At 52.6% G+C, this 20,621-nt stretch carries 17 protein-coding genes; 9 read left to right on the forward strand and 8 right to left on the reverse strand.

What is annotated here, in order from left to right; all coding sequences use genetic code 11:
• Positions 1-9: 9 nt before the first annotated feature.
• On the reverse strand, positions 10-777 hold the full coding sequence (locus AC53GJ_RS16990; RefSeq protein WP_496729516.1) for an SDR family oxidoreductase: 768 nt from the start codon (positions 775-777) through the stop codon (positions 10-12).
• A 557-nt stretch (positions 778-1,334) separates the two neighbouring features.
• Here AC53GJ_RS16990 and AC53GJ_RS16995 point away from each other — a divergent pair.
• The 4 genes from AC53GJ_RS16995 to AC53GJ_RS17010 all read left to right on the forward strand — a co-directional run bounded on the left by AC53GJ_RS16995 (position 1,335) and on the right by AC53GJ_RS17010 (position 8,681).
• Positions 1,335-4,118 (forward strand): TonB-dependent receptor, encoded by a 2,784-nt coding sequence (locus AC53GJ_RS16995; RefSeq protein ID WP_496729518.1) that lies wholly within the window; start codon positions 1,335-1,337, stop codon positions 4,116-4,118.
• Between the two features lie 65 nt (positions 4,119-4,183).
• Positions 4,184-6,664, forward strand: coding sequence for a DUF4861 family protein (locus AC53GJ_RS17000; protein ID WP_496729520.1), 2,481 nt, complete (start codon positions 4,184-4,186; stop codon positions 6,662-6,664).
• Entirely contained in the window at positions 6,664-7,812 is a 1,149-nt protein-coding gene (locus AC53GJ_RS17005) for a hypothetical protein (RefSeq protein WP_496729522.1), read from the forward strand. The genes AC53GJ_RS17000 and AC53GJ_RS17005 overlap by 1 nt, the downstream gene beginning before the upstream one ends.
• Complete coding sequence (locus AC53GJ_RS17010; protein ID WP_496729524.1) at positions 7,809-8,681, forward strand: rhamnogalacturonan acetylesterase; 873 nt, start codon at positions 7,809-7,811, stop codon at positions 8,679-8,681. Before AC53GJ_RS17005 ends, AC53GJ_RS17010 begins: the two co-directional genes overlap by 4 nt.
• 31 nt (positions 8,682-8,712) lie before the next feature.
• Here AC53GJ_RS17010 and AC53GJ_RS17015 read toward each other — a convergent pair whose 3' ends face one another.
• Positions 8,713-9,627 carry a LysR family transcriptional regulator gene (locus tag AC53GJ_RS17015; RefSeq protein ID WP_496729525.1) on the reverse strand — a complete coding sequence of 305 codons (915 nt, stop codon included), beginning with the start codon at positions 9,625-9,627 and terminating at the stop codon, positions 8,713-8,715.
• A 95-nt stretch (positions 9,628-9,722) separates the two neighbouring features.
• Here AC53GJ_RS17015 and AC53GJ_RS17020 point away from each other — a divergent pair, with 95 nt between their 5' ends.
• On the forward strand, positions 9,723-10,214 hold the full coding sequence (locus AC53GJ_RS17020; protein WP_496729527.1) for a PACE efflux transporter: 492 nt from the start codon (positions 9,723-9,725) through the stop codon (positions 10,212-10,214).
• On the opposite strand, the gene AC53GJ_RS17025 is transcribed toward AC53GJ_RS17020, so the two are convergent.
• Both AC53GJ_RS17025 and AC53GJ_RS17030 read right to left on the reverse strand, forming a co-directional pair.
• On the reverse strand, positions 10,197-11,321 hold the full coding sequence (locus AC53GJ_RS17025) for a serine hydrolase domain-containing protein (protein ID WP_496729529.1): 1,125 nt from the start codon (positions 11,319-11,321) through the stop codon (positions 10,197-10,199). The genes AC53GJ_RS17020 and AC53GJ_RS17025 overlap by 18 nt on opposite strands.
• 20 nt (positions 11,322-11,341) lie before the next feature.
• On the reverse strand, positions 11,342-12,856 hold the full coding sequence (locus AC53GJ_RS17030; protein WP_496729531.1) for an NAD-dependent succinate-semialdehyde dehydrogenase: 1,515 nt from the start codon (positions 12,854-12,856) through the stop codon (positions 11,342-11,344).
• Positions 12,857-13,053: 197 nt separating this feature from the next.
• Here AC53GJ_RS17030 and AC53GJ_RS17035 point away from each other — a divergent pair, with 197 nt between their 5' ends.
• Complete coding sequence (locus AC53GJ_RS17035; RefSeq protein ID WP_496729533.1) at positions 13,054-14,670, forward strand: methyl-accepting chemotaxis protein; 1,617 nt, start codon at positions 13,054-13,056, stop codon at positions 14,668-14,670.
• Positions 14,671-14,839: 169 nt separating this feature from the next.
• On the opposite strand, the gene grpE is transcribed toward AC53GJ_RS17035, so the two are convergent.
• Positions 14,840-15,415, reverse strand: coding sequence for a nucleotide exchange factor GrpE (gene grpE / locus AC53GJ_RS17040; RefSeq protein WP_496729534.1), 576 nt, complete (start codon positions 15,413-15,415; stop codon positions 14,840-14,842).
• A gap of 30 nt (positions 15,416-15,445) precedes the next feature.
• Positions 15,446-16,474 carry a heat-inducible transcriptional repressor HrcA gene (hrcA, locus tag AC53GJ_RS17045; RefSeq protein WP_496729535.1) on the reverse strand — a complete coding sequence of 343 codons (1,029 nt, stop codon included), beginning with the start codon at positions 16,472-16,474 and terminating at the stop codon, positions 15,446-15,448.
• Between the two features lie 170 nt (positions 16,475-16,644).
• Here hrcA and nadK point away from each other — a divergent pair, with 170 nt between their 5' ends.
• The 3 genes from nadK (at position 16,645) to AC53GJ_RS17060 (ending at position 19,749) form a co-directional block, all read left to right on the forward strand.
• Positions 16,645-17,526 (forward strand): NAD(+) kinase, encoded by an 882-nt coding sequence (gene nadK, locus AC53GJ_RS17050; protein WP_496729536.1) that lies wholly within the window; start codon positions 16,645-16,647, stop codon positions 17,524-17,526.
• Positions 17,527-17,633: 107 nt separating this feature from the next.
• The gene (gene recN / locus AC53GJ_RS17055) at positions 17,634-19,310 is read left to right on the forward strand and encodes a DNA repair protein RecN (RefSeq protein WP_496729537.1); all 1,677 of its coding nucleotides are present in this window, start codon (positions 17,634-17,636) and stop codon (positions 19,308-19,310) included.
• A 73-nt stretch (positions 19,311-19,383) separates the two neighbouring features.
• On the forward strand, positions 19,384-19,749 hold the full coding sequence (locus AC53GJ_RS17060) for an outer membrane protein assembly factor BamE (protein ID WP_496729538.1): 366 nt from the start codon (positions 19,384-19,386) through the stop codon (positions 19,747-19,749).
• Between the two features lie 81 nt (positions 19,750-19,830).
• Here the strand turns inward: AC53GJ_RS17060 and AC53GJ_RS17065 are convergent, their stop codons facing one another.
• On the reverse strand, positions 19,831-20,175 hold the full coding sequence (locus tag AC53GJ_RS17065; RefSeq protein ID WP_496729539.1) for an RnfH family protein: 345 nt from the start codon (positions 20,173-20,175) through the stop codon (positions 19,831-19,833).
• On the reverse strand, positions 20,168-20,611 hold the full coding sequence (locus tag AC53GJ_RS17070) for an SRPBCC family protein (RefSeq protein ID WP_496729540.1): 444 nt from the start codon (positions 20,609-20,611) through the stop codon (positions 20,168-20,170). The genes AC53GJ_RS17065 and AC53GJ_RS17070 overlap by 8 nt, the downstream gene beginning before the upstream one ends.
• Between the last annotated feature and the right edge of the window lie 10 nt (positions 20,612-20,621).

The raw sequence follows: 20,621 nt of genomic DNA on the forward strand, positions 1-20,621 counted from the left end.
TGGCGACTGTTATCGTGCCAGCCAGCCTCCATCAACGGCCAATACATGACCATTGACATAATCACTGGCCCGGCTGGCTAAAAATACCGCAGCCCCGGCTAAATCCTCAGGCTGGCCCCAGCGTCCGGCCGGTAACCGCGCCAAAATTTGCCCATTGCGCTGCGGATCTTGCTGTAAGGCTGCGGTGTTATCGGTATTAAAATAGCCCGGTGCAATCGCATTAATATTGACGCCAAAGGGAGCCCATTCATTCGCCAGCGCTTTAGTCAGACCGGCAATGGCATGTTTACTGGCGGTGTAAGCCGGCACGTTGATACCACCACTGTAAGAGAGCATCGAGGCGATATTGATAATTTTGCCTTGCCGTCTTGCCAGCATGCCCTCGCCCAGTAACTGACAGAGTAAAAAGGCGGCATCCAGATTCACCGCCAGATTCTGCCGCCATTGCGGCAGCGGAAACTCCAGCGCCGGTGCGCGGAAAATAGTGCCGCCACAGTTGATCAGAATATCAATCCGGCCTTGCCAGCCAAGCGCTGCCGCAGCCAGTTGCCGTACTGAGGCTTCGTCCGCCAGATCGGCTGCCAGCGCCAGCGTGGGCTGACCACTGGCAGCAATAGCGTCGGCAGTCTGCTGTGCGCCTGCCAACTGACTACTGGCACAAATGACCTCGGCACCGGCTGCCGCCAGTGCTTGCGCTATGGCTTGGCCTAAACCCCGGCTGGCGCCTGTCACTAAGGCCACCTGGCCGGTTAAATCAAATAACGTGCTCTTGTTCATGTTGCTCCTTTGGTGCTATGCCGCTGTCCTCAAACCACCCGATCTGCCAACCTGCGCCATGGCGAGTCTGTGCGATGCGAACCAGGTTGTAGCAAAGTCGGCTGCCGATGCCGGGATTTTTGTGCCACCTCAGCAGTAAATTTTTTCCAACTTCAGTCGCAGATGACGCTTCAGTCTTCGCCGTCAACGACTATCCAGCAACGTTGCGAAAGTCCAGCGACTGCGGGCCGCCCAAAGATTCCATATCTGAAACCAAAACTGAGTTAGCCGCCGCTATTAAAATAAACAAAAACATTAAAATTCAACAACTTAAAAACAAATAACTGGATAAAACCGCAACGACCACTGATTTATTTTTGCGCACTGTTTGACAGTATGATTTCGTTGGTGTTAGCTTTTTGCCATCGGTGGCACAAAATAGCAAGCACTTTTTAATCTAAAATGCCACCGGTAGACAAAAATCAACAGGGAGCCACATCTTTGTGTCTTCCATAGAAAAAAATGTCGCAGGCACGTACCTTAAGCGATAACAGACGACACTGGATGAGGAAAGCACTATGGCTGCTCAAGGTTTTAAATTTCGTCGCACTTTAGTTTCGAGCGCACTGCTGCTCGCTGGTTTAGGTTTGCTTAACACGCCACTGGCGGTTGCCCAGCAATCGAGTTCAGCCCAAGCCAAAGACCAGGACATCGAAGTCATCCAGGTCACTGGCAGTTTTCGGGACAGCCTCAGCAATGCGCTGAATCTTAAACGTTCGGCCGACAGCGCGGTCGATTCCATTCTGGCGGAAGATATCGCCGACTTTCCTGATTTAAACCTGGCCGAATCGTTGCAACGAATTCCTGGCGTGGCGATCAGCCGTGCTGCCGGTGAAGGCCGACAAATTTCTGTCCGCGGCTTAGGCCCGGAGTTTACCCGTATTCGTATCAATGGCATGGAAGCGGTATCAACCAGTGGCGGCACTGACCAAATCGGCGGAGCCAACCGCGGCCGTGGCTTTGACTTTAATACTTTCTCGTCAGATTTATTCAGTTCACTGACAGTGCGTAAAACCGCCAGCGCCGATGTCGAAGAAGGCTCATTAGGCGCCACTGTCGATCTGCGCGCCGCCCGGCCATTTGATTACGATGGTTTTACTTTCGCCGCCAGCGGCCAATTGGGTTATAACGATTTATCGGAAAAATCTGATCCCAAAGCCTCTTTTTTAATCAGTGACACCTTTGCCGACGGTACTTTTGGCGCGTTATTTTCTGCCTCTTATTCCGAGCGCAGCTTATTGGACCAAGGCGCCAGCACAGTGCGCTGGGCGAATGTCAACGACTTTGGCCGTTTCAAAGGCGATAGCAAAGCGGCTGAACTGGACAACATCAATGCCGCTTTCCGGCCAAGATTACCGCGTTATGACTCTTATACCCATGACATGGAACGGCTGGGCTTAAGTGGCGCTTTGCAGTTCAAACCCAACGACGACACTCAATTTGACCTGGATTTGTTGTATGCCAAAACCGACGCCAGCCGCAATGAAGTTTTTATGCAGGGCATTCTGAACGCAGGTGCAAACCGGTTAACCACGGCAACCGCCGGCACCCTCAATACCGGTGCGATGAATGTGCTGGATTATTTTATTGATGACAGTAACAGCATGACCTATGGCCGTTTTGAAAATACCACCATTCGCGCCGAAAACCGTTATGACGAATTGGGCACCGACTTTTTCCAGTTGACCTTGCACGGCAGCCATCAACTGAGCGATCAACTGAAACTGGAAGGGCTGATTGGCAGCACCAGCTCCAAATTTGATAACCCTATTCAGACCACACTGGTGATGGAAAAAACCGGCGTTGATTTTAGCTACGACTATCGCGGTGCGTACCGCGATGATCCGCAACTCACTTTTGGTGACAGTATCCGCCAAGCGACCGGCTGGACTTCAAACTCAGTCCGGCTCAGACCTTTAGGCGCCGAAAACAGCTTTGATACCGCCGAGCTGAATTTATCCTGGCTGCTGAACGATGTCTGGACCTTAAAAACTGGTGCCCATTATAAAAAGTTTAATTTCGAAACCTATGAAGGCCGTCGTAGCACTGAAAATGGTGCCGGTATTGTCTACACCGCCGATTTGATAAAAAGTTATGACTCAGGTCTGGGACCAAATCCGCTGTGGTTAGTGCCAGATTTTGCCGCTATCGACGCCAAATATGGCATTTACAGTAATAGCGGTGTGTTTGCCGTGAGCCGTGATAATCGTCGGCCCGACAACTATAGCGCCGAGGAAACCACCGCAGGTCTTTACCTGATGGCCAGCTTTAATGCTGAGCTGACCGGCATGCCATTCTGGGGCAACTTCGGTGGCCGCCAGGTCGATACCGATCAAAGCTCTACTGCCTGGGCTATCGTCGGCGGCAAAGCGACCCAGATCACAGCTGAGCATGATTACAAAGAGTTTTTGCCGGCGCTGAATTTAAACTACGAGCCATTTGAAGATGTGATAGTACGCTTTGGTTATGCTGAAGTCATGGCTCGCGCTGGTTTAGGTTCGATCCGGCCAGATGTATCCGTCTCGGTCTCCGGCGGCAGTCGCACTGTGTCGGGTGGCAATCCGCAACTGGAACCAACCAAAGCCAAAACCTTTGATTTGGGCCTGGAATTTTATTTCAGCGATGAAGCTATGTTAGGACTGGCGCTGTTTCGCAAAGATATCGACAGTCATGTGCAAAGCCTGCGCGAAACCAAAAGTTTTGCCGCTACTGGCCTCCCGCTGCAACTGGCCATTGACGCTTGTACTGCTGGGCCGGGTTATGGCAATGGCTGTGATGAAAATACCGACTGGCAGGTCACGACGCCACTGAATGGTCCTGGCGGTGATTTAACCGGCTTTGAAGTCAGCTATCAACTGCCTTTTACCTTTTTGCCTGAATTCTGGAATCGTTTTGGTTTTATCGGTAACTATACCCAGGTCAAAGCCGAGATGGATTACATCAACCAGACTGGGGTGGTGGTCGCTACCCGTGATTTACAAGGTTTATCACGCAATACCATAGCCGCCACACTTTATTACGAACATGAAGCGCTGAATGGCCGCATCAGTCTGGCAAAACGGGACCGTTATCTGACCACCGCAGTCGGCCGCGAGGGCAATGATATGGAAGGCACCAATGCCACCATCAATGTCGATGCGTCTTTCAGCTACGCCCTGTCTGAACAATGGAAACTGACCTTTGAAGCGCTGAACCTGACCAATGAAGTGGATGATCAATGGGTCGATGATGCCGGCGACCGGTTAACCTATTACCACGAAACCGGCCGGCAATATTATCTTGGCGCACAGTACAAATTTTAACCAATCATCACAGCTCGGCGACAAGAAGCCGCCGAGCTGTGATCTGCAGACAAAGGGTCATTACATTGAAGAAGCTGAATTTTGCTGCCGTTTTGCCCGGCAGCTTTTTATTGTTAGTCAACGCTTGCTCAGCGCCGGAAGCTGTTACCAACCCAATAGACAGCCGCCAGACCAGCCAGAATAGCGCCGTGATTGCCGATCTGCGTATCGACAATCCATCCGATTTTGCCAGAGCGCAACAACCGATTTTACTGCCGCTGGCCGATTTAGGCCTGACGATGGCCAGTGCCGGATCCTTAGCGGTTCATCACGCTGGCACACCACAAGAAGTGCCGTCGCAACTGATCGACCGTGATGCCAATGGCGCCTCCGACCATCTGCTGCTGGCAGCCGATTTAGCCGCGGGCGGATCGCTCCAACTGCAAATCCAGCAACAAGCTTCAACGACAACAGCAACCCAATGGCCAAAACAAACCCAAGCCGAAATCTCACATAAAACCGGCGGCCACTGGCAAGGCAGCAAATATATCGGCGGCAATTTTGTCAAGGTGAAGCAACTGACACCACCGGCGCCCTATACCGACCACAGCGAATATATCCGTTATGAAGGGCCTGGTATTGAATCGGATAAAGTCGCTTACCGGATTTATCTGGACTGGCGCAACGGTTTTGATATTTTTGGCAATAAAACCGGCCAGCCAATCTTGCAACAAATTGGCCAGGATGGTTATCAGTCGTACCACGCCATGCTGCCCTGGGGCACAGATGTACTGAAAGTCGGTAAAGCCGTTGGTGCTGGTGGTTTTGGTTATTGGGATGGCAAAGCCCTGCAACGGGTGTCAAAACTGGACGGCCACAGCGTCAACATTATTGACGATGGCGCTTTGTATTCCGGCCTGACCATTCAATACCGTAACTGGCAGATTGCCGATAGCACACTGGATGTCAGCGCTCACTTATCCATGCATGCCGGCAGTCGCTTGCTGCAAAACCGGCTGACGTTAAGCAAACCGCTGGATAATCTGGCGATTGGTCTGGTGAAACTGCCCAATACCCGGCTACTGACCGGCACACTGGAAAGCAGTGGTCACAGTTATACCTATCTGGCGACCTATGGCCAGCAAAGTCTGGATGGCGCTAACCTCGGCATGGCGCTGCTGTTTAAACGCGGCAAGCTGCAACAACTGACCACAGACGAGCATAACCATGTCGCCGTGATGAATGTCTCGGGTCAGCACCTTGATTATTATATTGCCAGCGCCTGGCAACATGAAAAAAATGGCATTCAGGATGAAGCGGCATTTATCGCTTATCTGCAGCAAGAAGTGGAAAAGCTGACGCTCACGCCCAGACTGACGTTAAAAACCAGCCTGAGTGCCAGCCAAACCAACCAGCCGCTGACCGCAGCACGGGCTTTGTACTGGAGTCAGCAATTGGCAAACAGTGAATTATCGCGCCAGGCCGGCCAATATTATTGGGGTGGCTGGGATACTGAACGTGACCGTCCTGTCAGTTTTGAATACACCACCGGCTTACTGCTACAAGCCTACGATGATTTACAGCGGGTCGCTCCCAATCCCGCCTATCAGGCCGCCATTCTGAAAATGGCCGATAGCTTTGTCACAGCAGATGGCCTGATCCACAGCTATCAACTGGACAAATTTAATATCGACAGTATCAATAGCGGTAATCTTTTACTGAGAGTGTTTGAACAGACTGCAGAGCCAAAATATCAACTCGCCGCCAGTCAACTGCGCCAGCAATTAAAGCAACATCCGACCACCAGCAATGGTGCCTTCTGGCATAAAAAAATCTATCCACATCAGCTGTGGCTGGATGGCGTTTACATGGGCATGCCGTTTTTAGCCTATTACAGCCAGTTGTTTGAAGCTGGCAGCAGTTTACCGCAAGTGGTGCATGAGTTTGAGGTGACCCGGCAAATGCTGCGAGATCCAGCCACGGGTTTGTATTTCCATGCCTGGGATGAAAGCAAAAGCATGAACTGGGCCAATCCACAAACCGGCCTGTCCCGTTATTTCTGGAGCCGTGGCATCGGCTGGCTCGGCATGGCACTGGTTGATGTGCTGGACCGGATCCCGCCGAGTAAAACTGAATTACGCCAACCGCTGCTGCAAATGGTGCAGGAATTGGCCGACAGCCTGCTGCGCTATCAGGATCCGGCCTCCGGCGTCTGGTGGCAAATCACTGATAAAGCCGCAGAGCGCGGCAATTATCTGGAATCCAGCGCCAGCAGTATGTTTGTCTATTTTCTGGCGAAAGCACAAAACAAAGGCTATCTGGATCCAGCCATTTACTTGGCCGCCACCAAAAAGGCGTATCAGGGGTTGCTGAATGAGTTTGTGCTGGTGCATCCGGCTGGCCGTATCAGCCTGACCAAGATGGTACAGGTGGCTGGCCTCGGCGCCGGTCGTGATGGCAGTTACCGCTATTATCAGAGTGAGCCGATTTACCGCAACGATAGCAAAGGCACGGCCCCTTTTATCATGGCAGGTGTGCAAATGGCTCAGTTGCTGGCAGAACATTGATGCGTCGTAGTACTTTTGCTCGCGCTCTGGCATGGTCGATAGCTGGCATGTCGGCTTTGCTGCTGAGCGCTTGCCAGTTGCAGCCCGCAGCTCGCCAGCTGCAACCAGGCGCACCATTGCAATTGTGGGTCGCCGCTGATGGCAGTGCCGAGTTTCAGACTATCAGCGCTGCGCTTGAAAGCTTGCCACTGCGGGCGCCTGATCCAACCCAATGGGTGTTGATCCGCATCGGTCCGGGCGAATACCGTGAAAAAATTTTCCTGCGCCGCGATAAAGTGGTGCTGGCCGGTGCTGGCCGAGACCGGACTCTGATCCGCTATCCCGAACTGCGGCAACATTTCCTGGCCCGACAGCAAAAAATCCCCCCCGCGAGCCAACAGCCCATGCAGCTGCCCACTGGCGCAGCGCTGAGCCAGGATTGGGGCGCTGCCGTGGTGAATATCCAAAGCTCAGACATCGCCCTGCTGGATTTAACCGTACACAATAATTATGCCGAGGCTTTTCCGGCCGATCCGTTGCGCTTTGAACATCAATTTGCCTTGCGCGGTTTTGAACAGGCCAGTCGCATTATCACCGACCACTGTGCATTATTAACCTCAGGTGCTGACACCTTAAGTTTATGGAATAAAACCGATGGTATGTATTTTCACAGTCACTGCCGTTTTGTCGGCCGGGTCGATATGGTCTGCCCACGTGGCACCGCTTTTATCCGCCATAGTGAGTTTTATAATTTAGCGGCCAGCGCCACCTTATGGCATGACGGTGAGTTAGCTGTGGCGCAGAAATTGGTGGTGATGCATTCAAGCTTTGACGGCGTGAATGGTTTTCAACTTGGCCGGCGCCATTATGATGGCCAGTTTTACCTGTTGTTTAACCGTTTTGCCAACACTTTGGCCGATCAGCCGCTGTACCGGCGCACTTATCCGCTACAGCCAGAGCGCGATCAAGCCAATTTGTATGGCGATCGAAATTATTTTTATAAAAATCAAGGTCCTGACTATCAATGGTTGCAGGATAACTTAACTGAAACTCAAGCACAGGCCATCGATGCCGACTGGACATTCGCTGGCCGCTGGCAACCTGAGCAACAACTACTGCAGATCAGACGCTGGCTGGCTGACTCCGGCAGCCAAGGAATATCCCAATGAACACTCCAATCCACCCAATCTGCAACAACAAGCTGCCCAAACTGACAAAAACACTTTATGCTGCCCTCTGGATAATCTGCCTCGGCCTGCCTGCAATGACCCATGCCAGCAACACCAATAGCAATGCAGTGCCAGAAACAGGAATTTTAAGCCCTCAGGCTGCCACTGCGCAAAGCCCTGCCCGTGCCAGCTTGCATCTGGTCGGCGATTCGACGATGGCAACAAAAACCAACCTGGCGTATCCGGAGCGAGGTTGGGGCCAGCTGTTGCCTGAATTTATGCTGCCTTCGCTCAGTATTGTCAATCATGCCGCCAATGGCCGCAGCACTTTACGATTTCTGAATGAAGGGCGCTGGCAATTGCTGCTAACTGAGCTTAAAGCCGGTGATTATGTGCTGATCCAGTTTGGCCATAATGATCAGAAAAAGGACGATCCCAGTCGTTATGCCGCCGTCGACAGCACTTATCCTGAGTTATTACGCCAATTTATCCGGCAGGTACGGCAACAGCAGGCCCATCCCATGCTGGCGACACCTATTTGTCGGCGCAGTTTCACTGCTGAAGGTCAATTGGAGAATAATTTGCACCCTTATGCCGACGCCATGCGTCAGGTCGCCACTGAGCTGCAAGTGCCGCTGTTTGATCTGAACCAGCAAAGCTGCGCTTTCTTATCAACATTGGGCCCAGAGCAGAGCCAAGCCTTTTTTATTCAGGTGCCGCCAAGTTTATATCAGCAATTTCCGGCTGGAAAAGTGGATAACACCCACCTGACTCTGCAAGGCGCCAGTTGGATAGCGCAATTATTTATCCGCGATTTACAAGCGCAGCAACATCCACTGGCCGCGCTGGTGTGGCGCGAATTGTTATAACAGCTTTGTAGCGTCGGACTTGCACCGCAGCTCAGGCCGCTGCGCCCGCCAATTGCAGCAGTCGCTGCTTCAACCATTGACCGGCCAGGCCCAGCGTTTTGCCGCGGCGTTGCCATAGTTCTAACTGCAGCGGCAGCCCCGGTAAGCTAGTGGCTGCGCTTGGTAGCGGTTCAGGCTGCAAGGATAATTGCACTAAACTGCCGTCTTGCAGCGCTTGCTGACACAGCGGTTTGGGTAAAAAAGCATAACCCAACCCCTGCAACACCAGACTTTGTACTGCCATATCCCCTTCCGCCCACCAGACCTGCAAGCTTAGACGTCCACGTTGTTTTTCCGCGCCATTGGCGCGGTCAGTCACCAGAATTTGCCGCTGTTGCAGCAATTGCTCTAACCGGATCGGGGCACTGGCCTGTGCTGCCAGCGGATGTGAAGGTGCCACCGCCAGCACAAACTCCAGCGCCAGCAAAGGCCAGCTCTCAATCTCTGCCGGGGGTTGCTGTGGCTGAAAACCAATCGCCAAATCGGCCTGCCCCTGCTGCAATAGCAGAGTCAAGTCGTCCAACAACGGAAACAACAACCTCAGTTCCAACGCCGGAAACTGCGCTGCCAGTTCCGTCAGGATCGGCGCCAGCCAGGGTAACTGGCCTTCATCATCTACCGCCAGGGTTAAACTGGCTTCCATGCCCCGGTGAAACTCACTGGCCAGGGTGCGAAACGCCTGACACTGACGTTCAATCAACTGCGCTTGTTGCCATAACCGCTCACCAGCGGCCGTCAGCTTTGGATAACGGCCACTGCGATCAAACAATTGCACAGCACAATCAATTTCCAACTCGGCAATGCTCATACTGACCGCCGACTGGGCTTTACCCAGTTTCCGGGCCGCTGCCGAAAACGAACCGGTGGCCACCACCGCCAAGAAGGTTTGCAGTTGAAGCAAATTCATCTATCAGTTTTCCTGATGGTATCTAACTTTAATATCTGAAAATTAGTTGATAGCATCGCCGTCTGTCAAGCATAACCCCTATTTTGGAGTTGAAGATGTCAGTTTCTGTTCCCAGCCAGCCACCACAGGTCGTTGCAGTCAGTCGCAGCACATTTGATCGGATCCGGATGGCGATAGGTTTTGAACTGCTGGGTTTAATGCTGCTGGTGCCGGTCAGCAGTTTGTTACTGGATAAACCAGCGCTGCAACTGGGCGGACTTGCGGTGATGATGTCGCTACTCGCGACCTGGTGGAATTATCAGTTTAACCTCTGGTTCGACCGTTTTTATCTGCAGCCACGTGGCCGGCAATTAAAAACCCAACCAGAACGGCTGGTGCATGCCCTGCTGTTCGAGTTGGGTTTATTGGCGGTATTTCTGCCGTTAACGGCCTGGTATCTGTCAATCAGCCTGCTAGAGGCGTTTTGGCTGGATCTGGCTTTTATGCTGTTTTATCTGGTGTACGGTTACCTCTATCACTGGGCTTACGATAAAGTATTCCCACCAGCAACCAAAGTGCTCAGGCCGGTCTCAGATGGCGCTGAGTAATTTGGTCAGCACAAACTGGCTCAGCACTTGCTCTTGTTGCTGCGGATCGGCCGGTACCGCTTTTGCCAGCACAATCAGCGAAAGTTGCTGTGCCGGCAAAGTCAGCACCCACTGACCGGCCAGACCCCGGCTAACCCACATCGGCTGATTACGCCACTGCCCAAGCCAAAGGGCATAACCATAATGACTGACGCCAAGCCCGGCCAGTTGATTCAACACTGGCAGTTTGGCCTCAGTCGCTGGCAGCATAAAGGCTGCCGGGATCAGTTGCTGTTGTTGCCAACGGCCACCTTGTTGCCATAACAGCGCTAATTTGGCCAGATCACGCGCCCTTAGCTGTAAACCATCCGCCGCATTATGATAACCATCTGACAGCTGCTGCCACTGAAACTGACTGATGCCAAGCGGGGTGAAAATTTTCTGTCTGGCGTAATCAGCCACTGTCTGGCCAGTGGCTTTTTGCAAAACCGCCGCCAATAATTGCGTGGCAGCAGAATTAAGCCGAAACTCCAGACCAGGCGTCGTCAGCAAATCCCGTTGTAAGATGTAGCGGATCGGATCCGGTTGCTGCCGCCAGTTTTTATCAGTGGCATCTTGCTCGTTCCAGCTCAAACCTGAGCTCATCGTCAACAGATGGCCGACCGTCAGCGTGGTTTTGTTATTCAGCAGGGCCCCATAATCAGTGGCCAGCAGCCGGTAAATTGGCAACTCCAGACTACTGATTTTCCCCTCTGCCACCGCAATGCCAATCAAACTGGCCACTAATTGCTGGGTAATAGCGCCGACCGGCAACAAGCTATCAGCCGCAGCCGGATAATAAGCTTCCCCCACCAGCCGATCACCTTTGAGCAGCAATAAAGCCGCCAAACCGGCGGTTTGACTGCCTTGCTGATAGGCCTGATCCAGGGCTGTGGTGGATAAACCTTCCGCAGCAGCAGTGCTGACCGGCCATTCCGCTGATGCTGCTGGTTGCCATGCCACCGGCGACACCTGCACCGGCGGGGTCGGCGTCACTGGCGCAGTCAGGCTGCCGCCGCCGCCACAACCTGCTAATGTCAGACTAACCATTGCAATGCCCAGCAGGCAGCACGCTGTATCGACTTTCATCTTCACCTCCTTGTTGCTGATCAGTTGGCTGATAAACCCCAGCACAGATGTTTAATCTGCTGATATTCCGCCAAACCGTAACCAGATCCTTCGCGGCCGAGGCCAGATTCTTTCACCCCGCCAAAGGGGATCACTTCCGAGGAAATGGCGGTTTCATTAATCCCTACCATGCCACATTGTAAGGCTTCACTGCAACGCCAGATCCGCGCTGGATCCCGCGTATACAGATAAGCCGCCAACCCGGCCTGAGTGGCATTCGAAAGCGCCAGTGCCTGCTGCTCAGTACTGAAGCTTTGCACTGCGGCAACCGGACCAAAAATTTCCTGCTGCGTCAACAACATTTCTGCATTCACATCCAGCAGCAAGGTCGGTGGATAATAGCCGCCGTCCTGATGCAATGACCAGTCACGCCCCACCACCCGCCGCGCGCCGGCAGCAAGCGCCTGCCGGACCAGCCCATCGACTCTGGCGGCGGCTTGTGGCGTAATTAAAGGACCCAATAGCATCCCGGCTTGCTCAGCCTTGCTTGCGGCCGCAGGCCCGCTGCGCAGCAAGCGGATTTGCGCCGCCAGCAACTGACAAAACTCATCCAGCACTGCGGCCTCGACGTAAATCCGGTTGATACAGACACAAGTCTGACCGGCGTTACGAAATTTCGCCGCCATAATGCCAGCCACCGCCTGTGGCAGATCCGCATCGGCAAACACCAGCACCGGGGCATTGCCGCCCAATTCCAGCGACACCCGCTTCACCGTATCAGCACACTGGCGTAATAATAATTTACCGACCGCAGTCGAGCCGGTAAACGTCAGCTTCTGCACTTGTGGGCTCTGACAGAGCAACTGGCCAAGCAAGGCGGACTGACTGCCCGGCAATACCTGAAACAACGCCGCCGGGATGCCAGCTTTGTCCGCTAAATCGGCCAGTGCCAGCGCCGTCAGTGGCGTCAGCTCTGAGGGTTTGAGGATCACGGCACATCCCGCCGCCAGCGCTGGCGCAATTTTGCGGGTCACCATCGCAGCCGGGAAATTCCAGGGCGTAATGGCCGCCACCACCCCAACCGGTTGGCGGATATTCAATAAGCGGCGGTTTGCCTGGGGAGATGGAATGACATCACCATAACTGCGCCTGGCTTCCTCGGCGAACCATTGGATAAATGCGGCGGCATACCGGATCTCCGCCACGGCCTCAGCCATAGGTTTGCCTTGTTCCAGACTGAGTAATGCGGCTAATGGCTGCTCAGCCGCCAGCACTTGTTGATACCAGTTTTGCAACCATTGCGCTCTGACGGCCGCTGGCGTTTCGGCAAACTGCGCCTGAGTCTGGCTCGCCGCAGCAATCGCCTGCGCCACTTCGGCCGCGCCGGCTTCACTGACATGGGCAATCACTTCGTTCGTCGCCGGATTTTTCACCACAAAAGTCTGCTGGCTCTGTTGCCACTGTCCGGCCAGCCACAACGCTGGCGTCAGTGGATAGATGGCCATTGCCCCGGCCGATAGCCGGGCAGGCTGCACCACGCTAGTTTGTTCTGTCATACATGCTGTCCCTTTCGGTAACCAGGTTAAAATGCTGTCATGAAAAGCTGCCCGTCACAGGGCTGGCTAAGCGGATCTGTCGGTATAAATCAATGTTCCGAATGGAGAAAATGACAAATTCGGCTCATACTCTGTGTACAACAACACCGGCACCATCCCAGTGCCGTCATTTATTGCCACGACACAAGGATTCTGCCATGAATTTGCACAGTATTCGCGTTAAAAGTTCAATTCCGATGTTGCTGCTGGGGTTCACCTTATTAATCGTCATTGCCATGTTCAGTTACTTATCGTCGTTGCAAAAAGCAGCGCTGGACGCTCAGGCCAATCATTTCCTCAAAGCCATCTCGGTGGTGCTCAATGCCGATCGGGATTTATATCAGGCCAGGCTGGCCAGTACTTACCTGCAACATGGCGTGGGTGATGCAGAGGCACAGCGGCAGGAGGTGCAGGACAATGCCGCTCAGGTGGCAGAGCGGTTTGGCCAGTACTTACAACATCTGCAGTCTTACCCAGAGATTGGCCGCCAATTCTCTCAATTTAACCAGCAATTTAGCCAATGGCAGCAAAGTAATCAGCAATTGCTGCAAACGGCCGATACCAGCCCTGAGTTCGCTGCCCTTTATCAAACCGAAGATCAACATTTTGCTGCATTACGTAAATTATTAGATCAGGCTGGTGAAGCCGCGCTGGACACTTCGATTGCCCAGCAACAGCAGTTAAGCAGTGATATCGCCACCTTCCAAAGCATGGCTTATGGTATCAGCCTGCTGATCCTGTTACTGGCTGGTTGGTACAGCTATAAAATTCCACGCCAGTTAACCGGCCAAATTACCACCCTGACCGAGCGGATCCAGGAAATTGCCAGCGGTGAAGGCGATTTAACCGCCCGGCTCAAAGTACTGTCCAAAGATGAATTTGCCGATCTGGCGCAAGCTTTTAATGGTTTTGTCGGTAATCTCAATCATTTAATTGCATCCGTGCTGCAACAGGCGCGGCAGTTACAGCAGCTGACCGAACAATTGTCCAGCGCCGCCAACGAAAGTAAACAAGTGAATCAGTCACTGAATCTGGCCTCTGATTCGATTGTCAGTGCTGTGCATCAAATGGCAGTTGCCAATCGCGAAATGGCCACTGTCGCCACCGGCTCAGCCCAGGAAGCAGAGCTCGCCAGCCAGAATGCCAGCCAGGGCATCAGCGTGGTCAATCAGGTGAATCAAAGCATGGCGCAGCTATCATCAGATGTGGATTCAGCGTTACAGTATTCAACAGAACTGGAGCAGAGCTCTGGCAACATCGCCTCGGTGCTGGATGTGATCCGCGCTATCGCCGAGCAAACCAATTTACTGGCGCTGAATGCCGCTATCGAAGCGGCACGGGCTGGTGAACAAGGTCGTGGTTTTGCCGTGGTGGCAGATGAAGTACGCACTCTGGCATCCCGCACTCAACGCAGCACTGAAGATATCCAGCAAATGATCCAAAACCTGCAAAGCCGGGTGAAACAAGCGGCGATGGCGATTCACAGCGGTAAATCCAATGCCGACCGCACTGTCGGTTTTTTCACCGCAGCGGAGCAGGTATTCCAACAATTGCAACTATCGTCGCAGCGGGTTAATGATATGGCAACCCAAACCGCCACCGCTACGGAAGAGCAGAGTCTGGTATCAGAGGAAATTACCCGCAATTTGTCGGCACTGCATGATCAGGCCGCCGCTGCCGGGCATATTGCCGACAGTAACAACAGTTTATCGCTGCAAATCCGTCAGCTATCAGAAACTTTGTTTGGCCTGGTTGGCCGTTTTCGAATTCAGTAAAGCACAGAGCCAGCGCTCACTGAGAGCAAGCTGCGTTGTGGCAACACAGCAATTATGCAGCGGACTGCGCCAGTAAAAAAACGGCGCTGATGTTTTTGACATCAGCGCCGTTTTATCTGAATTCGATGGTTGCGCCATGCGGGTTGAACCACATCAGCTCAACACTGGATTAATCAGGCTTTTTCGACACACCAACCATGGCTGGACGCAATAACCGGCCATTCAGCTCATAACCTTTTTGCATCACGAAGATAACGGTATTGGCTGGTAAATCAGCATTGGGCTGAATCGACATTGCTTGATGGAAATCTGGATTAAATGGTTGATCCTGAGGGTTAATTTGCTGCACCCCATATTTGGCAACTGTATCCAGTAAACCTTTTAACGTCAGATCAACCCCTTCCGCCAGCGCTTTAACCGCTTCGTTGTCACGGTCGATATAACCTAAAGAACGCTCCAGGTTATCCAGCACCGGCAATAAATCAGCAGCAAATTTTTCCAGCGCAAATTTATGCGCTTTATCAACATCCTGCGCGGCCCGACGTTTGGTGTTTTCTGCTTCCGCTTTAACTCGCAACGCCAGATCCTGCTGATCGGCCGCCTGTTGCCGTGCTGTTGCCAATTCAGCTTCTAATTTGGCAATAATGGCTTGCTCACCAGACAATTCAACGGTATCCGCTGTCGTTTCAGTCACAGTTTCTGCGGTCAGTTCCTGCTCGTTTTGTACCTTTTCTTGCTCGTTCATCTGTTCACTACTCCAAACTAAGTTCGGCTATTATGGGGATTGTTGCGCCTGATTCAAGTGCTTTGATAATTGTTGTGCACAGGCTTCGACTAACGGGATCAATCGGGCGTAGTTCATCCGGCGTGGGCCGAGCAGCGCCAGATAGCGATGGGGGGCGGCCTGATACCGCACAGTAATCACACTGACATTATGCAATTCGGCGATGCCGGACTCCCGCCCCAGGATCAGCCGGATATTATCATCCAGCGTCAGCGGTTTCAGTAACTGCATCAGGCAAGAGGGTTGTTCCAGTAATTGCACCACTTGCTGCAGCGCCGGATCTTTTTGTGATTCAGCAGCTTGCAATAAATGATGCTGACCGAACACCAAAGGTTGATTCTGCTGCATCTCATCCAGACTGAGTTGCCCCATCACCGCCTGCACCAGCGTGGCAATAGCCCCCTGCTCGGTTTTTAACATCAGCGCCAGCCTGGAAATACCATCCAGCCATTGCTGACCACACAAAGCGGCATTCAGCAGACATAACACCCGGCTCAGCGTCATGGCATCGACACTTTGTTGCTGCCACAACACCCGATGCAAAATATCGCCTTCTTCGTCAATCACCACCAGCAACAAGCGGTCGGTCGCCAGCCGGACCAAATCCACCTGACGAATAATACGCCCACCGGCTTTGGGCGCACTGAAAATGCTGACCAGACCTGTCAGGTTGGCTAACAACTGACCCGCGCGTTGACACAACAAAGATAATGGCAATTGCGGCACCAGATTCGTCTGGATCTCATGCTGCCAGCGTGCTGATAATGGCTCCAGCTGCAACATTTTATCAATAAACAACCGGATCCCCTGAGTGGTCGGGATCCGGCCGGCAGAGGTATGTGGCGACCGAATCAGGCCCGCATGTTCCAGCTGCATCATGGTGTTTCGTACAGTGGCAGAACTTACTTGTAAAGCACTGTTTTCAGAGATTATTTTTGATGATACCGGTGAGCCGTCCAGCAGATACTGCTCGACAATCAATTTTAAAACCAGCTCTGAACGATTCAGACCAGTAGTCATAGCTATACCTGTGCAACAAAAACCTGAGTTATAGTGGGGGCATGCCGGAAAAAATCAACCACGGCCAGCCCGGCGTTTGGCAAAAGCTGGTACAGCGGCAAGGCTCTGAGTATACTCAGGACACTTCTTTTTCAGCTCAAGATTGATTGAGCCATGCTGTGAGCAATGCTATGAGCCATGCTTTTTTAAAAATCGGCCTGATTGGTAAACCAAATCATCAGGGTGCCAATCATACGCTGGTCAGTCTTTATCATTTTTTAAAGCAGTATCAGTTGCAGGTTTTTGTCGAAGAAAAAGTAGCTTCCTCTCTGGGTTTGCCAGATATCCAGGCGATGGATTTGGTCGACCTTGGCAAAAACTGTGATTTGGCGATTGTGGTCGGCGGCGACGGCAATATGCTGGGTGCGGCCAGAGTGCTGGCCCGTTTTGGCGTGGCTGTGCTCGGCGTCAACCGCGGCAATCTTGGCTTTTTAACCGATTTATCCCCAGAAAACTTTCAGGTGCCGCTGGCCGAAGTGCTGGCTGGCAACTATGTCAATGAACTGCGCAACCTGCTGGAAATTGAAGTCCACCGCAACGACAGCATTAAAAGCAGCAACAGTGCGGTGAACGAAGCGGTGCTGCATGCCGACAAAGTGGCCCATATGATTGAGTTTGAAGCTTATATCAATGATGAATTTGTGTTTAGTCAACGCTCTGATGGCCTGATTGTCAGTACCTCCACCGGCTCTACCGCTTATTCACTGTCCGGTGGTGGTCCAATATTAACGCCGGAGCTGGATGCCATGTGCCTGGTGCCGATGTTTCCGCACACGCTGAGCAGCCGGCCGCTGGTGGTGAGCGGCAACAGTGAAATCCGCCTCAAAGTGGCACCGCGTAACGATGCCCATTTGCAAATCAGCTGCGATAGTCACGTCATTCTGGCCGTGATGCCGGGTGATGAAATTGTTATCCGCAAACACCCAAAACCACTGAAATTAGTACATCCACCTGGCTACAGCTATTTTAATGTACTGCGCAATAAATTAGGCTGGGGTGCAAAACTTTATTGATACTAGTAAGTTAGCTAGCTGCTAGAAAAAATTTTTTGCAGGCTCTTGCCAGTTACTGAATCACTGTATAAATTAACAGTAATTCTTAGCAGGTTGCGGAGCCTGACATGCTTACCCATCTTCATATCAGTAATTTTGCCATAGTGCGGGCGCTGGAAATCGAATGGTTACCTGGCATGACCACCATCACAGGTGAAACCGGTGCCGGTAAATCGATTTCTCTGGACGCGCTGGCGTTATGTCTGGGCGAAAGAGCCGATGGCGCTGTGGTCAGGCCTGGTGCCGATAAAACCGATTTAGTCGCCACTTTTGATGTTTCGGCGCTCCCTGCCGCCCGGCAATGGTTGCAACAGCAGGATCTGGCGATGGGGCCGGATTGTCAGGAATGTATTGTCCGCCGGGTGATTGGTGCCGAAGGCCGATCGCGTGGTTATATCAATGGCGTGCAGGTGCCAGCCCAACAGCTGAAAACTCTCGGCCACTATTTACTCAGTATCCATGGCCAGCATGCCCATCAACAATTACTTAAATCCGACTACCAGCGTCAGTTGCTGGATGCCTTCGCCGATCAGCCACAACTGCTCGGCACTCTCAAGCAACAGTGGAAAAACTGGCAACAGCTACGCCAGGAATATCAGGAACTGCGCACCTCAGCCCAACAACGCGAAGCACAGCGCCAGTTGCTGGAATATCAGGTGGCTGAACTGGATCAGTTTGCGCCGCAGGATGATGAGTTTTTACAGCTTGAACTGGAACATCAACGCCTGAGCCACAGTGCTGGTTTGATTGAAACCAGTCAGCAGGCTTTGTTATTGCTGTCTGATCACGAAGACGCCACAGTGCTGGCCTTGCTCCGACAAGCCGCCCATCAGCTCAGCGACGCCTGCACTATTGATCCAAGACTCAGTGCTATTGATCAGATGTTACAAGATGCGCTGGTGCAGGTGGATGAAGCCAGCCGCGAGTTGCGCCGCTATGGCGACCGGGTGGACGTTGATCCAGAGCGGCTCAGTGAGATTGATCAGCGCCTCAGTCAATGGCTGACGCTAAGTCGTAAACACCAGATCCCCAATGAACAGCTGGCGCTGCATCATCAGCATCTGAGCCATCAGTTACAACAACTGGCTGGTGACGACGAACGGCTGACAGAACTGGAACTGGCCATCAGCCATGCCACCCGTCAGTACAGCGAAACCGCCGCTGAGCTCAGTTTACAACGCCAGCAGGCGGCGTTGGAACTGAGTCACCGCATCGCCAACAGCATGACTGAACTGAGCATGCACAATGCCCGTTTTGAAATTGCGGTACAAACCCTGCCGCTGGATAAAGCCAATGCACTGGGACTGGATCAGGTCGAGTTTCTGGTCAGCACCAACCCAGGTCAGCCGTTACAGGCGATGCATAAAGTGGCGTCCGGCGGTGAACTGTCGCGGATCAGTTTAGCGGTGCAAGTGATCCTGGCCGATAAAGTCACCACCCCAACGCTGATTTTTGATGAAGTGGATGTGGGGATCAGCGGACCCGTAGCCGCTGGTGTTGGTCGCCTGTTACGTCAGCTTGGCAGCACCACCCAGCTTATTTGTGTTACCCATTTACCGCAAGTGGCCAGCCAGGGCCATCAGCAGATGTTCGTCGAGAAATATACCGACGGCATTCATACCGAAACCCGCATGCGTGCGCTTTCTGATGATGAGCGGGTGCAGGAAATTGCCCGCTTGCTGGCGGGTGAAAATGTCAGCGCCAGTGCAATTGCCAATGCGCGCGAACTTTTATGCACGCCTTAGGTCAGAAGGAGGGTTTAATCTCCCCCCTCGCTTGCGGTATGATGCAAGCCTTACTTGGAAAATGAAGAGTGTTATGGCAGCTGTATTCACAAAATCAGTCAGCAAATTGCTGATTGTCGCCTGTTGTGCCTTGTCAGTCTCGGCCTGCAGCAACTGGATTTACCGGATCGACGTGCCTCAGGGCAACTTTCTGGAGCAAAAAGATATTAACAAACTGCGCATCAGCATGAGCAAAGAGCAAGTGCAGTATGTTTTAGGCAACCCGGTGGCAGAAAATAGTTTTGATGACAACATCTGGCACTATTTCTACGCGCTGAAAAGTGGTCGTGGTCAGAACTTCGAAAAACAGCTGGTATTAAATTTCCAGGATAACAAACTGGTCAAAATGACCGGTGATTTTGAAGTCCCGGCGGAATTTAATACCCCGCTGGATCAGTAACCAAAGCGCAGGCGGCATTCGCTTGATGCCGGATTGACTCAGCAGCAGCCGGTACTGATACCGGCTGTTTTTTATTCTGATTTATTGCTGGCTCGCTGTCGCCTTGATCCGACCACCAGTGACCTGATCGGCGCGGCCTTCGTCTTTGGCTTTTTCCGCCCGCCGCCGCCGCATATCTTTTGGATCTGCCACTAAAGGCCGGTAAATTTCAATCCGATCCCCAGCATTGACCATTTCATCCAGCTTGGCAGTGCGGCTCCAGATACCGACTTTATTCTCTGCCAGATCAATTTCCGGAAAAGTCGCTAAAATACCACTACGTTCAATTGCCTGCCTGATGGTACTACCAACCGGCACCTGCAGACTGAGTAACGTCTGGCGCTTTGGTAAGGCAAAAGCGACTTCAATAGCAATGAGTTCACCCATGTTGTGCTCCGTACACCGTTTTGGCACGCTCGGTAAAAGCTTGTACCATGGCCATGGTCAGTTCATTAAAAATTTTGCCAAAAGCAAATTCAACCAGCTTGCTGGAAAATTCAAACTCCAGCGCCAATACGACTTTACAGGCCTGCTCATTGAGCGGAATAAATTGCCAGCCACCGCGCAAAAATTTAAAAGGACCATCCACCAGTTCCATCCCGAGAGCGCTGTATGGCAGCAAAGTATTGCGGGTGGTAAAACTTTTACTGATCCCGGCTTTGGAGACTTCCAACTTCGCGGTCTGACACTGCCCGTCAAAAGCCAATACTTCAGCGCGGCTGCAACCCGGTAAAAACTGCGGATAAGCCGGTACATCGGCAACCAGCTCAAACATCTGCCGGGCGCTATAAAAAACCAGCGCGCTACGTTCAATTTGTGGCATACTCACTCCC

This window comes from Rheinheimera sp. B2H12 (assembly GCF_059620065.1).